The following is a 14,273-nucleotide window of genomic DNA, read 5'->3' as shown; positions in this document are numbered from 1 at the left end:
ACAGGCGCGACCGGAGCAACAGGAGCAACAGGCGTAACAGGCGCGACCGGAGCAACAGGAGCTACAGGAACAACCGGGGCGACAGGTGTAACGGGAGCGACTGGAGGAACTGGAGCAACAGGTACCAGCCTCACGGCTGATTCTGGATTTGCTGCGAATACGTCAGGCGCAATTATCGCTGTTGTCTTGGGAGGAACGAATGTACCGCTTCCGAACTCGCAAAATCTAAGCCCAGACGTTACCGTTAACGGAGCCAATGATACCTTTACGGTTGTGAACGCAGGCAGATACTATATCACCTATCAAATTAGCACTACCGCAGCTTTGCTTCTTAGCACTCGTTTACTCATTAATGGTGTAGCCAACACAGCTTCTACAGTCGCGCCAGTTCTAAGTCTTTCAAACTTTAATAACGATGTTATCGTTACTTTAACTGCCGGCAGTACAATTACGCTGCAGATGTTTGGATTATTAGGATCAGCAACTTTGTTAGGATCTGGCGCCGGTGCCGCCTTAACGATTATCCGTTTGAGTTAATGCCTAAGTAACAGGACAATTACACAGGAATATGATGAATCAATCTAATCGACTCTCGGGAGTGTGGTTTTGTTGATTTCCATAAGCTTGTGCTTAATTGTCAAAAATGAAGAAAAAACACTCGGGCGATGTCTTTCTTCGATGAAAGACATCGCTGACGAGATTATTATTGTCGACACAGGCTCCACAGATTCGACAGAGCAAGTTGCGCGCGAGTTCACCGATCGCATTGAACATTTTACTTGGATCGATGATTTTGCAGCAGCTCGCAACTTTGCTTTCTCGTTGGCGACCCAATCGCATATCATGTGGCTGGATGCTGATGATATCTTGAAGGAAGCCGATCGTCAGAAGCTAATAAGCTTGAAAAAGCGTTTGGACCCAGACGTGGATTCGGTTTCGATGGAGTATCATCTGGCATTCGATGAATTCGGAAATGTCACCACTAAATTGAGACGCAATCGAATTGTGAAGCGGGAGCGGGCGTTTAAATGGATTGGCCCGGTACATGAATACCTCGAGGTATATGGCAACATTTTGCATAGTGAAGTGGCGGTAACCCATAGCAGCATTCACCATGACAGTGATCGCAATTTGAACATCTATGAGCAGCGCTTAAGCAAAGGGGAAATCTTTTCTCCGCGCGATTTGTTTTATTACGCCAACGAGCTGAAGGACCATGGGAAGTTTGAGGCTGCTGTCCGGTATTACAATAAATTTCTTGCTACGGAAAAAGGTTGGATCGAGGATAACGTAGCTGCTTGCAGCAAGCTGGCGGATTGTTATAGCGAGCTTAATGAGACGCACAATATGGTCGATTCCATCTTTCGTTCCTTTCACTATGATAAGCCGAGAGCGGAGTTTTGTTGCCGGTTAGGCTATCATTTCCTGCAAAAGAATGAACCGAAGCTGGCTATTTATTGGTATAAGCTTGCGCTCAGCACGGAGAAGCCGGAGGAGAGCTGGGGCTTTGAAAACATTGCCTGCTCCACTTGGCTGCCGAATTTGCAGCTATGCGTCTGTTATGACACCATTGGCGAATATAAAAAAGCGTATGAGCATAACGAAAAAGCAGCACGTTTTAGGCCAACAGATGAACGTATTTTAGCTAACCGATCATATTTGAAAAAGCGTCTTGGCAAAAAAAACTGATTCGCAAGCCGCTCTAACCGCTAATTAAATACGCAAAACGAGCGACCGTCTCCGAAATGAACAGGAGATGGCCGCTTTTTTTGTCTGTCGTTTTGAAAACAAGAGCTATTGACAATCATAAACTAGGCGTGTATATTATATTTTATAAAACTTAATTGTATCAAATTTAATAATCGCTCCTGAGTTTGTTAAAAGGAATAGAACAAGCGGATTTAGGCAATAAGAAAGCATGATGTCATCGTACATGACGGAGTTAACCTTTCCTTGACTGGATCCTTTGCAGCTATTCGGAAGACAGGAAGCAAAAAAAACATACCTACATTGGAGGAATTAACATGCAAAAATTATACACAGCGACAGTAACAGCAACAGGTGGAAGAGACGGAAAGCTTGTATCGAGCGATAATATTTTGAATCTGGATGTAAGAGCTCCGAAGGAGCTAGGAGGAGTAGGCGGGGCAACGAATCCCGAGCAGCTTTTTGCAGGAGGATATGCCGCTTGTTTCGAGAGCGCGCTTAACGTAGTGAGCCGGATGAAGAAGATTAAAGTAGAGAAAACGGAAGTCACCGCCCATGTTACGCTTGGCAAGGATGATGGCGGCGGTTATGAGCTGGAAGCGAAGCTGGATATTTCAATCGTGGGCGTCGAGCCGGATGTGGCAAAAGAGCTGGTCGAAGCGGCACATCAGGTATGCCCTTATTCGAGAGCGACTCGCGGCAACATTAAAGTAGAGCTTAATCTGGTTTAATACAATAGCATAAAAGCACATGCCAAGAAAACTCCGAAGAGCCATCTCCGGAGTTTTCTTGGCATGTGCATGCTGGTCCATTTTACCCGCGCAACGAAACCTCAAACCAAAGCTTGCCATCGGCATATTCTCTGGTTACCACTGGCTTCACTACCGCATTTGGGTGGTATTCCGCTATATATTCGAGTTCAGCAGCAGACAGCCGCAATTCTCTAAGAGGCAAACCTTCTGCAAAGGATGCCATAAAAAAAGCATGGAATGCTTTCATTTGAGCAGCTGTCATGCGAAGTCCCCTTTAACGCTTAGCTTTTATTTCGTGATGGACTGCTTGCCGGATAGCTCAATAGACTTCTGAACAAGCACGGCCATAGCATCTACGCAATGCTTTGCGACTTCACTCTGAATGGGTATGCAGGATAGCTCCGTGCATGCGATGATGACGCATTGACATTGATCGATCTCCAGCAGATGTTGGATAATGCCTTCAAACTCGGAAGGCTCAACCGGCAGGTTGCGCTTAACCTTGTTATAGATAATATCCATCACATGCTCTTGAACCTCTTCGCTTGGCTCATGGAGCTGCATATTGTACTGATCGCAGCCTTTGCGATATACGCCGCTGCTTACGGTCCCATTCGTTGCTAAAATACCGACTTTGCAGTGCTCGCCATAAGCTTCGTAGATCACTTTCAGCGTCTCGTCCACCATGTTGATGATATTGATGCTGGTCATCTTCTGCATATCGTCGTAGAAATAATGAGACGTATTGCAAGGAATTGCGATATTGGATACGCCGGACGCTTCAAGAAGCTTCAAATCCTTCGCAACCGCTTCGAGAAACAACTCGCCTCTGTTGCCCAATATGACAGCTGTACGATCGGGTAAAGTGGCATGGTTAAGGATAATCATATTGATATGGTCCTGATCGCGGTCAGCTGCGGTTTGTTCGATCACATGGTCGAAAAATACCGATGTTGCTTTTGGGCCCATCCCGCCTATGACACCTAAGCTTTTAGCTTCCATAGTTCAACCTACTTTTAATGAAGTGTTTAAAGGATAAAATTTTAGTTACCGACAATCATAGCATGGCTTCCCATTTCCTCATAGCTATTAAAGAAAGTGTCCGCATCGTAGGTTGCTTGTCCCTTTAACGGGTTCATAACATGCACGATGCCATCCTCGTAGCCGTTCAGCACGACAACATGCAAATTAACCGGAGCCGAGTGATATACATCTGTATCATTGTAGTACCAGCCATAATTCATTTTTGGCGGCGTGAGATCAAGTGTGATCCAAGTGACAACGGGAATGCCTTTATTAAGCTTATCTATCATTTCTTCCCGCGAGCTTCCGCTTATATCGGTTGTACTGCTGCTGCGGCCAACGACGTCAAAATATAAATTAGCCGCTTCTACGATAGGAGGAGCAAAGCTGAAAAAACCGCCCTTGAGCTCTCTAGGATCGCCAGCGTATGCTTGATATGGATCTGGTCCATATAGTTTTTTGTTTTTAGTAGAGAAGGGCTGCTTCGGCAAATAATTGTCTGCCATCTCTGTCTTGGTAACGTCATAGCCATAATAATTGAGTACGGCTGTTAAGGAAGTAATCTCGCAGCCATTAGGCAGCTCAGGCTTTTGCATAACGGTATCAACATCAATATATACCTTTTTAATCTTAATTTCACCATCGGGCGTTGTCTCAAAATCCTTCACATGCTCCAGCACGCGATTGGTAAACGAAAGCTGTTGCTCGGGTGCATTTACAGCGAGCTGCTGCTCTTCCTTTGACAATTGATAAGGAACGTTGATCTTCTGCTGCTTAATGGTATAGCTTGTCCCGTAATCAAGCAAACTAGACGTTGCCTCGCCAGAGGCATCCGTCGTTACGGTATCGACGACTTTGGTGCTGCCCGCGGCTGTAATCGTAAATACGGCGCCTTTGACCGGCTGGTCACTTGTTTCATCCGTGTTGACGATCGTAATGGTTCCTTGCTCGATCTTTGATGTAGGAGCAGATGTTGGCAGCTGTGCCACCGTCTCCTTGGCTACGTTTCTAGCATCTTCTTTATTAAACATCGTATAAATGAAAAAAATAATGCCCAGCAATACTAGCAGTTTTACGATTCTCTTCATGTTGGAGTTCCCCTATCGCTGTAATAGATGCTACAGTGCGCAGCGGGCCGAGGCGCCCTTGAAAGGCGCCAGCCGCGCTTACGCTTGCTCGAAGAACGTTTTGTGCCATATAAGGAATACGTACACCGTCCAAATATATCTAGCATAATTCTGTTTGCCTGAGTAATGTGCGTCCAAATACTTCAGCAGCTCATCGGTATGAAAGAAAAGCTTAGCCCGGTCAGAGACGAACATTTCCTTCACAAGCGTATAATATTTTTCTTGTCTGAGCCAGTGTCTGATCGGTACAGGGAACCCGACCTTCGGTCTGTTCGCCCATTCATCAGGCAGCACTTCCTTTGCCGCCACGCGCAAAGCGTGCTTCGTATTGCTCGGATGGACGCGAAGCTCTGCAGGCAGCTTGACCGCGAGGTCCATGACCATTTTATCTAAAAAGGGAACCCTCAGCTCAATGGAGTGCGCAAGGCTCATTTTATCTGCCTTTAGAAGAATGTCGCCGGGAAGCCAAAGCTTCAGATCGACATATTGCATCTTCGTAATGTCGTCCTTGCCGCGCACATGCTCATAAACGCTTTTCGTAATGTCGTGTACAGAAGGACCTTTCTTAAAGTCATCCTTCAATACCGCTAACGCGTCAGCTTCATCAAACACATGGGCTTGTCCGATAAAACGCTCCTCAACCCGCTGTCCGCCTTTGACCACAAAGGAGGTGATTCTGTTCTTGGGCAGCTTGCTTCCAAGCAGGGACAGCGGCCGCCGGACCGCAAATGGCAGCTTTTTATATTTTTTCATGGCTGGTGTCGTATCGTACCAATCATAGCCGCCAAAAATTTCGTCCGCCCCTTCACCCGACAGGACAACAGTCACATGCTTGCTCGCGAGCTCCGCCAAGAAATAAAGCGGCACGGAAGAGGGATTGGACTGCGGTTCATCCATATGATACTGAATCGTTGGCAGCAGATCGAAGCACTCGTCGGCCGTAACCAACTTTTTATGATTTTCGATGTCCAAAATATCGGATAGTTCCTTGGCAAGATTCGTCTCGTTAAAATTGCCCTCGTAATCCTGAAAGCCGACGGAAAACGTTTTGTTTGGCTTAAGCAGAGCGGTAATATAACTGGAATCTATGCCTCCAGACAAAAATGAGCCGACTTTAACATCGCTAATCTGGTGATAATCGACCGATTCCTTCATCGTGCTTTTAATTTCGTCCACATAATAGGCAAGACTATTTTGTTCTTCGGCAAAGCTTGCGTCCCAATAAGGCTTGATCTCAAGCGTACCTTTATCATAAATCATATAATGTCCAGGCTTCAGCTTATAAACGCCTTTGAAAAACGTCTCATCCATAACCGAATATTGAAAGGTGAGATACGGTTTAAGCGCATCCTTATTCATCTGTTTATTGAATGCAGGCTGCTTCAAAAAAGCTTTGATCTCTGAGCCAAAAAGAAAGGATTGGTCCGATGTGTTTTGTGTATAGTAAAGTGGCTTGATGCCAAAAAAATCTCGAGCAAGGAACATCGTTTCCTTATTCGTATCCCAGATCGCAAAAGCAAACATGCCCCGAAGCTTCTGCAGCAGCTGCACGCCATATTCTTCATAGGCGTGAATGATAACCTCGCTGTCCGTATGGCTTACAAAGGTATGCCCTTTGAGAAGCAATTCTTCCCGAAGCTCCTGGTAGTTGTAGATTTCCCCGTTAAAAACAAGAACGCAGCTCTTGTCCTCATTATACATCGGCTGGCTAGCTTCTTCAGACATATCTATAATTTTCAGGCGCCGAAATCCTAATGTTACCTCTTCATCCGAATAGATGCCGCCACTGTCGGGGCCTCTATGAACGATAGTATCCATCATTTCCCTAATGATGGATACCTGATCAACGTCTGGACGACTGTCTGCAAAACCTACAAAACCGCACATAAGTGACACCTTTCATTACCTTTATTTTTGTTGCGCCATCAGTTTGCTCTTTGTTTGATTTCCTTCACGATTTCCGCTTCATTAAAAGGAATTTCAGTTTTGCCGATAATTTGTGTCGTTTCATGGCCTTTGCCGGCGATTAGAATCACATCGTCTTTTTTGCTGATTTCAATTGCAAAAGCAATCGCATCCCGGCGGTCAATAATGGCCTCATAAGCACCATTATGCGCTTCTATGCCTTCAATTATTTCCCGGATAATAAGTGTGTTGTCCTGCTMCTTCGGATTATCCGAAGTAATGACGGAGAAATCCGCGAACGTCGCGGCAACCTTGGCCATCGCTCTGCGCTTATCCGTGCCGGATTCTCCATCAGACGCATATACGCCGAATACGAGAATGATTCTGCCCTTGGCAAACGGCCGAATTGTCGTCAAAGCCTTCTCAAGACTATCCTCCGTATGCGCAAAATCGACAATAATTTTCGTGTCTTCATCCTGATAAACGACCTCAAGCCGTCCTTTGATGCCCTCGACTGCCGCAATTCCGTCTGCAATTTGCTGCAGGCTGAACTGATTGCAATAAGCGGTTGCGATTGCGGCTAAGCTATTGTATACGTAGATCGCTCCAGGAAGATTCACCTTAATGGCCACGCTGCCTTTTGGCGTATTCACCGTGTAAGTCGTATAGTCGGCAAAATAGTGAATATCCGACGGGTAAATGTCCGCATCCTGCTCGATGCCGTAAGTAAGCAGCTTCGGACTCTTGCTCTTCAAGCGATCGATAAGAATCCTGCCATAAGGATCATCCGCATTGATGATATTGAAGTCTGTCGTCATGGCGAATAATTTGGCCTTCGCTTCAAAATACTCCTCCATCGTATGGTGGAGCTCCAGATGATCCGGCGTCAGGTTGGTAAAGATGCCCGTATTGAAGCTGGAATGGGCGACGCGGTTCAAATTAAGCGCATGCGAAGAAACCTCCATGACGCAGTGCTTCGTATGGGAGTCGATCATATCAGCGAAGATACGCTGCAAGTTCAGAGACTCCGGCGTCGTATTTTTATTTTGGAACACCTTGTCTCCGATTACTGTGCCGATTGTGCCGATAATACCGAGAGAGGTTCCCGCCTGCTCGAAAATGGATTTGAGAAAGTAAGTCGTCGACGTCTTTCCGTTTGTCCCTGTAATGCCTAGAAGATTCATTTGCTCCGTTGGACGCTGATAGTAGTTAGCGGCTATCCGGGCAAGCGCTTCGCGCGTATTGGCCACCTGTAGCACCGTCACATCGGCCTCGATAAGGACATCCTTCTCGACAACGATTGTGCTCGCGCCAAGCGCGATCGCTTTATCGATGAACTTGTGCCCATCTACGGAAAAGCCGGAAATCGCAACAAATACGCCATTAGCCTGAGTCTCTCTGGAATCATAGGCTATGGAGCTTACTTCTATATGTACATCGCCTTTTACGAGCGTGTAATCAAGTTCTTTCAATAAAGAGGTCAATAACATACGATCAGCTCCATTCTAGTGACCTATTTCTGTATTTGCGTATTATTTTCTTAGAAGCTTCTTCGTTAGTTTCCCGCCAATAATAGAAGCGTAGGAGAAGGCTGGCTTAGGGTCCTTCCAATCCCAAATGGCATAAGCCTTAGGTTTAAATAACGATACGAATACTTGCTTCCATGTCAGCTGGCCCGTCTTGATATAGTCGCGAACGGCAAGCATGTCCTCATAGCCGTACCAGAATACGCGGTTCGTATTCTCTTTGACGGCTTTGGGAGGCACAATGTTGCCGCCAGTTAGTTCTTGATAGGTAATCCAAGGAATATTTACGCCTACCTTATACAGCAGGTTGTTCAAATTGGTGATCCGGCAGTTGACCTCGATCAAATAAAACTTGCCGGTCTCAGCATCTTTCTTGAACTCAATTTCCGCGAAGCCCTTCCATTTCATCTTCTCTAGAAACGGCGCGCCGATATCGAACAGCTCTTGCACGTACCTTTGTCCCGTGTATACAGATGCGCCAAAGTTTATCGGATATTGGCGGAATTTCTGGCAGGTTACCCAGTGCGTTACCTTGGATTCCTGATTCAAATAAGCGTCAAAAGTATACATATGGTCATCAAAGCCTGGAATGATGCGCTGCACGATGACTTCCAAATGCGCTTCCTTTGCTTTGGCGAGCGCATCCTCAAGCTCCGCGCGGTTATGCACCTTGAATAGCTTCCTTCTGAATTTCGCAACGAAGGAAGGCGAATCGGTTGGTTTGACGATACAAGGAAACTTTATGATCTCGTCGATTTTCTCGAAAAAGCGGTCTTCATCCACTCTAACCGTTTCCGGTACGGCAACGCCGTTTTCAAGCGAGAGACGCTGTAGTACTTCTTTATTCATCATATCTGAATATATGCCTGGCACGTCTTGCGGAATAAGATAATGCTCCCTTAGCTCCTCCAAATGCTCATCGATCACTTCTAGATAGGAGTCGTGGCACGGAATAAGAACCGGGGGAGCGCTTTGCTTGCTTGCATAATCTTTCAAGAAACGAATGAATGCTGCCGTATCCTCTTTATAGTGAGGAGAGATTAATCGCTCAGACGTATATTTTGAATCCGCGCCATAGGTATCCTTAGTCGAATAATCAACGGCAACCGTATGAACGCCGTTAATTCCTAAGCAACGAATCGTACTTAAACCAATATAATAATTACAACCCAAAATAACTGCTTTATTATTCACAAAGGCACATCCCGACATCCAAATTTATGTTCATTTTTTATGCAATACTACTTATGTTTTAAATAATTTTACTTCATACTTTCTTATAATACAAATGGATTTATCCTCATAATAGTGGACATTAAGCGGATTTTTCCTCGCGGTGGGTGGGATAGAAAGACAAGAGCAGACGCATGAGATGCGCCTGCTCAGTTTGGATAAATGGTTGTTATACAAGCGGGTCGGAATGCTTATGTATGTTAAATAATGGATATTTTGCATAAGAAGTGAAGTGATGTGCGGCAGGCCAGGACGGGTCTTCAGTAAAAGGGGAAACTTCAATTAAAATGATTGCTTGACATAGGTGTAGAAAATTTGCTCTAACGCAGTCAGCTTTGTGTTTCTGCGCAGGACGAAGCCATTGCTTCGCTTGATTTGCAAGCCGGCTACAGGACGAGTAATAAGCTCGCCGCTTGTTATGCTCTTGTTCACGGCATAATACGGGAGGAAAGCAAGGGTATCGCCCCCTCTGACCTCTTCCTTGATCGCCTTGATGCTGCGCTTGTATTCAATATTCACTTTTACATGGGTACGCTTAAGCGCTTGATGCAAGCTGGATTGAATAAAATCGTTCTCAGGGACGAGCAGCCGATTGAAATTTAAGTCTCTTGTATACAGCATCTTGCGCTTGCTCCATGGATGTCCGGGAGAGATGACAAGCAGCAGATCCTCAACAAATAATGGCTCGACATCGTAGCCGGTTTGAATATAATCATCGGTTTCATATAGCGGCATTATGGAAAAATTTGTTCGATTCTGCAGCAAATTTTTCTGTAATTCGACATAGTCGCAGGTGTGTAGCTGGAGCGATTCTTCGGGATATTTGTCGTTAAAGCGTTTAACGATATCAGGCAGCACATAGGTGCCCAAATAATGACTGACATAGACGTTCAAAATTTGTTCAGCATCCTGCTGGAGACGTGCAGCCGCCTCCTCATAAAGGGATGTAATCTTTAGGGCGTATTCATACAAAATTTTTCCCTTTGGCGTTAGGACGACACTCTTGCCGGAACGGTTAAATAAAGCCGCCCCGTACTGATTTTCGAGCTGCTGTATGTGATTGCTGACTGTAGGCTGGGAGGTGTAAAGCTTCTTTGCCGTCTCGGTAAAAGAGTGGCAATCAGCGAGCGTCAGAAAGGTTTGAAGCTTATCGGCAGAACTCATTTGGCAAACACTCCACTATAAATAAGTCATTCAGTTAATTATATATTAAATGATTATGATTATCAATATCATTTAAAGTATGCGCATATTTAACTAGTCTTATAATAGCTGGAAGAATCATTTTCCAAATTATGAACGATTTTATTAGTAAAAAAGAACTATAAAATGGAACAAATAACTTCATTTTGTCGAATAATGCCCGAAAATTGTCTGCGTTCGTCGACAAGTTTTTACAAACTCCTTATTGCACTCAGAGTATAATAGATCCAATAACACACGAGTGCTAGATAAGGAGCGTGCCCCGAAGCGAGCTATGGACAAAAAACACTTGCTTATACAATTGCAGTCGCTGCGGCTAAAGCTTCATGAAATAGCCGAAGCACGCGGCAGTTTGACAGATCCGGATGTTCTGGCGATAAGCGAAGAGGCCGATCAACTTATTGTTGCGTTACAGCAAATACAAAGAAACGAGCTAACCCATATTACAATACGCCGCGACAATTAGCGGAGGACGCTATCTCTCCCGCAGTCGCCGGAAAAATTGAGTTAACAAAGACGCGCATTCTGGCTGCAAAATACCACTTGTGAGCTCCGTTTCATGGTTGAAACGGGGCTCTTGCAGTAAATTCATAAGCGTGCCGGCACAACCTGCCTTCGGGTCAGTCGTGCCGTATACAACACGTTTTACCCGGGATTGAACGATAGCGCCCGCACACATTGGACAAGGCTCTAGCGTGACATACAAAGTACAATCCAATAATCTCCAGGCGCCAATGCGATCGCAGGCGTCTCGAATGGCGACCATTTCAGCATGCGCGGTCGGATCAAACCGGGTTTCGCGCAGATTGTAGCCTCTTCCGATAATCTCATTGTTTCTAACAATAACGGCACCAATAGGCACCTCACCGATTTGCTCAGCTTTATTGGCTTCTGCTATGGCTTCCAGCATCCAATTTTGGTCTTCCAGCTCTCTATTCATGACCGATAACCCCTTTACAAAAAATCATTATACAACGAACAAATATTCTGTTGTTAACATGTGGTGGATAAGATTGTGGATAACCCATACGATATGCACATAAATACTCACATTTTATTCAGTGCTGTGCACAATAACTGTTGATAATGTGTATAAGTTGTTAATAAAAACGTTTTTGTGCAAAAGGATGTGTAAATCATTGTCAATTAAGATGAAATTCTCTGTCTTGATTACGCTTATTGTAGTGACGTTTTTCATTTGCCATCACCTTTTAAGCGAATATTCGATGATTCGCGACATGCGGGAGCAAGCGCGCCGATCCATGCATGATACCTCTATGCATGTGGCGGACTCCTTCTCCTCCTACGAGAATCAGTCAGGCACATACTCGCCTGAGAATGGAGACCGCTCAGGTCCTGAGCGAATCTTTGACATCGTAAAATCATTAAATCCAAATATAAAGGAAATTACGGTATTTGAGCAAGACTCGTTAGCCGTTTCCTATGGTGCCTACACGTATCTGGATTCAAAGAGCGACACTTCTATTATAGCCGATGTCAAAAACAGCGGCTTTGCGCTGCGCAAAATGCAAATAAACGGGAAAAATTATTACCGGAGCTTTTATTACAGCAAACAGACCAGTGATTACGTCATAAGCGTCGTCTATGACGGCGAAGAAATCAAGCAGCGTATCAGCAAGAAACGAAGTGATACTTTTATTTATACAGGCGTAACCATGGTGCTCGTCCTTATTATCAGCTACTGGCTGGTAGGCGTCATGATCAGGCCGCTTAAGGATATTTTATGGAAGGTAAATGAAGTCTCTTCAGCGCGCTTTCAGCAGCCTATTCGCATTAAGCGAAAGGATGAGTTTGGACTGCTCGCGCTTAAGGTTAATGCCATGTCGCAAAATTTGAGCATTTATATGAACAAGCTGCGAAGAGCATTTGAAGAAAACAGGCGTATGAAGGAGCATTTGGAATCCTTTATCAATCATACCAGCGATGCCATTCATCTAAATGATCTGGACGGAAAAATCATTCAGGTGAACAGAGCGTTCGAGCTGCTCTTCGGTTATGAAGAGGAGGAGGCGATCGGGCTTATCTATCCAACGCTTCCGGAATCCCATCGCTCGGAGATGCGAAATATGCTGAACCAGCTGTTGGCAGGCAAGGCGCTGCCTGCGCAGGAGACGATGTGCGTTACCAAGTCAGGCGAGCTGATTCCGGTTAGCGTCACCATTTCGCCTATTCGTGATGCAGACGGAACGATTCGCGCCTTTGCCAGCATTTCAAGGGATATGCGCAGCCGCAACAAGATGGAGGAGCTGCTGCGCAGATCGGAGAAGCTGACGACTGTTGGGCAGCTCGCGGCCGGCGTCGCTCACGAAATTCGCAATCCGCTTACGACGCTGCGCGGATTCCTGCAGCTGCAGCAGGAGAGCAAGAAGCTCGCGCTATCACATGTGGCGCTAATGCTGTCGGAGCTGGACCGAATTAACTTGATTGTCGGGGAGTTTCTGATTTTGGCCAAGCCGCAAGCGACGAGATTCGTAACGAAGGACATTCGGGACGTGCTCCAAGATGTAATTGCATTAATGAACAGCGAAGCGCTGCTGCATAATATTGAGTTCCGCATATCGCTTACAGAGCACCCATGCTTGATTTCATGCGAGGAGAATCAGTTGAAGCAGGTATTTATCAATTTGCTGAAAAACGCGATTGAAGCGATGCCGAGCGGGGGAGAAATACATATCCAAATTACGCATAAGCGCGAGCATATTTCCATTAAGATTACGGATGAAGGAATGGGCATTCCAGAGGATATGATACCTAAGATCGGCGATCCTTTTTTTACGGGCAAAGAGACGGGAACCGGTCTTGGCATTATGGTGAGCCAGCGGATCATCAACAGCCACCGCGGAACGATGGATATCAAAAGCCAGGTGAGTGTCGGAACAACGATTCACGTCATGCTTCCAGCTTTGAAAGAAACGGCTGAGAACGGTATACTAGAACAATAAGAGCTGATCGGGCTTCTCACGGTTTGAGAAAGGAGGATGCCAAGTTGAAGCAGCGTTTTGGCACCGAACATTTAGACCTGCCTCATTCGCCTTTAGACGGGGAATCAGGCTATACCGCATTATTGGTGGGGGCAACCGGTCTTATTGGTTTTGCTTTACTAAAGCAGTTGATCCATGATCCGTTAGTTCGCTGCGTTACGGTTCTCGCAAGGCGACCGGTTGAGGCCGCGAAGTTAGGCAATGCATCCCAGCTCTCAAAGCTGAATGTAATCGTCGCTTCTCTGGATGAACTGGATCTAGCGCTCGATGAGGTTAGTGCCGACGTGGTGTTTTGTACGCTTGGTACGACGATCAAAATAGCGAAAACACAAGAAGCGTTCCGCAAGGTGGATTACGAATATCCGCTTGCATTGGCGCGCTTCGCCGAGCGAAGCAATACGGCTGTATTCTCTGTCGTTACGGCAATGGGAGCCTCCGCAAGCTCAAGCGTGTTTTACAGCCGAGTGAAAGGTGAACTGCAGGATGCGCTTAGCGAGCTTCGGATTCCGCATATCCAAGTCTTTCAGCCCTCTCTTCTGCTGGGAGAGAGAGCATCAGCCCGTCTTGGCGAGTCTATCGGCGCTTGGGCTGCGAAGGGCTTGAAGTTCGCTATGGTCGGTCCCCTGCGCAAATATCGGCCGATTAAAGGCGAGGATGTCGCGCGCGCGATGAACCTTGCAGCGAGCAGGATCATGCAAAATAAAACGGCAAGCTCGGCGAATGAGGGAGCAGCAATACAATATTATCCATCGAACAAAATTGCCGATTTGGCAGTACATACAACGGGGTGAAGCA

At 45.9% G+C, this 14,273-nt stretch carries 14 protein-coding genes; 6 read left to right on the top strand and 8 right to left on the bottom strand.

The features are described 5' to 3' along the window. From ADU23_RS08320 to ADU23_RS08310, 3 genes are all read left to right on the top strand, one after another. The coding region (locus ADU23_RS08320; protein ID WP_442950604.1) for a BclA C-terminal domain-containing protein at positions 1-537 on the top strand (537 nt) is incomplete at its 5' end. 72 nt (positions 538-609) lie between these two features. Beyond that, the gene (locus ADU23_RS08315) at positions 610-1,689 is read left to right on the top strand and encodes a tetratricopeptide repeat-containing glycosyltransferase family 2 protein (RefSeq protein ID WP_053373310.1); all 1,080 of its coding nucleotides are present in this window, start codon (positions 610-612) and stop codon (positions 1,687-1,689) included. 335 nt (positions 1,690-2,024) lie between these two features. Continuing rightward, entirely contained in the window at positions 2,025-2,438 is a 414-nt protein-coding gene (locus tag ADU23_RS08310; protein WP_053373309.1) for an organic hydroperoxide resistance protein, read from the top strand. Between the two features lie 82 nt (positions 2,439-2,520). Here the strand turns inward: ADU23_RS08310 and ADU23_RS08305 are convergent, their stop codons facing one another. From ADU23_RS08305 to ADU23_RS08275, 7 genes are all read right to left on the bottom strand, one after another. Further along, positions 2,521-2,721, bottom strand: coding sequence for a hypothetical protein (locus ADU23_RS08305; protein ID WP_053373308.1), 201 nt, complete (start codon positions 2,719-2,721; stop codon positions 2,521-2,523). A 26-nt stretch (positions 2,722-2,747) separates the two neighbouring features. Continuing rightward, the gene (locus ADU23_RS08300) at positions 2,748-3,461 is read right to left on the bottom strand and encodes an aspartate/glutamate racemase family protein (protein ID WP_053373307.1); all 714 of its coding nucleotides are present in this window, start codon (positions 3,459-3,461) and stop codon (positions 2,748-2,750) included. 41 nt (positions 3,462-3,502) lie between these two features. Then, positions 3,503-4,570: a C39 family peptidase gene (locus ADU23_RS08295; protein WP_053373306.1), complete on the bottom strand. Its 1,068-nt coding sequence runs from the start codon at positions 4,568-4,570 to the stop codon at positions 3,503-3,505. A 78-nt stretch (positions 4,571-4,648) separates the two neighbouring features. Continuing rightward, entirely contained in the window at positions 4,649-6,496 is a 1,848-nt protein-coding gene (gene asnB / locus ADU23_RS08290; protein ID WP_053373305.1) for an asparagine synthase (glutamine-hydrolyzing), read from the bottom strand. A gap of 38 nt (positions 6,497-6,534) precedes the next feature. Next, positions 6,535-8,004, bottom strand: a complete 1,470-nt coding sequence (locus tag ADU23_RS08285; RefSeq protein WP_053373304.1) for a UDP-N-acetylmuramoyl-L-alanyl-D-glutamate--2,6-diaminopimelate ligase — start codon at positions 8,002-8,004, stop codon at positions 6,535-6,537. A gap of 42 nt (positions 8,005-8,046) precedes the next feature. Next, positions 8,047-9,234, bottom strand: a complete 1,188-nt coding sequence (locus ADU23_RS08280) for a carboxylate--amine ligase (protein WP_053373303.1) — start codon at positions 9,232-9,234, stop codon at positions 8,047-8,049. A 321-nt stretch (positions 9,235-9,555) separates the two neighbouring features. Next, the gene (locus ADU23_RS08275; protein WP_053373302.1) at positions 9,556-10,437 is read right to left on the bottom strand and encodes a LysR family transcriptional regulator; all 882 of its coding nucleotides are present in this window, start codon (positions 10,435-10,437) and stop codon (positions 9,556-9,558) included. A 313-nt stretch (positions 10,438-10,750) separates the two neighbouring features. Here ADU23_RS08275 and ADU23_RS08270 point away from each other — a divergent pair, with 313 nt between their 5' ends. Further along, positions 10,751-10,942 (top strand): aspartyl-phosphate phosphatase Spo0E family protein, encoded by a 192-nt coding sequence (locus ADU23_RS08270; protein ID WP_053373301.1) that lies wholly within the window; start codon positions 10,751-10,753, stop codon positions 10,940-10,942. A 9-nt stretch (positions 10,943-10,951) separates the two neighbouring features. Here ADU23_RS08270 and tadA read toward each other — a convergent pair whose 3' ends face one another. Beyond that, entirely contained in the window at positions 10,952-11,416 is a 465-nt protein-coding gene (gene tadA / locus ADU23_RS08265; protein ID WP_053373300.1) for a tRNA adenosine(34) deaminase TadA, read from the bottom strand. 199 nt (positions 11,417-11,615) lie between these two features. Here tadA and ADU23_RS08260 point away from each other — a divergent pair, with 199 nt between their 5' ends. Beyond that, positions 11,616-13,439, top strand: coding sequence for an ATP-binding protein (locus tag ADU23_RS08260; protein ID WP_053373299.1), 1,824 nt, complete (start codon positions 11,616-11,618; stop codon positions 13,437-13,439). 44 nt (positions 13,440-13,483) lie between these two features. Then, positions 13,484-14,269 (top strand): NAD(P)H-binding protein, encoded by a 786-nt coding sequence (locus tag ADU23_RS08255; RefSeq protein ID WP_231637340.1) that lies wholly within the window; start codon positions 13,484-13,486, stop codon positions 14,267-14,269. Positions 14,270-14,273: the final 4 nt, after the last annotated feature.

The organism is Paenibacillus sp. FJAT-27812 (assembly GCF_001273905.1).
In the GTDB taxonomy this organism is placed as follows: Bacteria; Bacillota; Bacilli; order Paenibacillales; family Paenibacillaceae; genus Pristimantibacillus.
This window is presented reverse-complemented; position numbering and strand designations above follow the sequence as displayed.

What these genes read in the sequence shown, in the direction of transcription:
- ADU23_RS08310 (WP_053373309.1), top strand. Translation starts at nt 2,025, where the DNA reads ATGCAAAAATTATACACAGCGACAGTAACAGCAACAGGTGGAAGAGAC.
- ADU23_RS08305 (WP_053373308.1), bottom strand. Translation starts at nt 2,721, where the DNA reads ATGACAGCTGCTCAAATGAAAGCATTCCATGCTTTTTTTATGGCATCC.
- ADU23_RS08300 (WP_053373307.1), bottom strand. Translation starts at nt 3,461, where the DNA reads ATGGAAGCTAAAAGCTTAGGTGTCATAGGCGGGATGGGCCCAAAAGCA.
- ADU23_RS08295 (WP_053373306.1), bottom strand. Translation starts at nt 4,570, where the DNA reads ATGAAGAGAATCGTAAAACTGCTAGTATTGCTGGGCATTATTTTTTTC.
- asnB (WP_053373305.1), bottom strand. Translation starts at nt 6,496, where the DNA reads ATGTGCGGTTTTGTAGGTTTTGCAGACAGTCGTCCAGACGTTGATCAG.
- ADU23_RS08275 (WP_053373302.1), bottom strand. Translation starts at nt 10,437, where the DNA reads ATGAGTTCTGCCGATAAGCTTCAAACCTTTCTGACGCTCGCTGATTGC.
- ADU23_RS08270 (WP_053373301.1), top strand. Translation starts at nt 10,751, where the DNA reads ATGGACAAAAAACACTTGCTTATACAATTGCAGTCGCTGCGGCTAAAG.
- tadA (WP_053373300.1), bottom strand. Translation starts at nt 11,416, where the DNA reads ATGAATAGAGAGCTGGAAGACCAAAATTGGATGCTGGAAGCCATAGCA.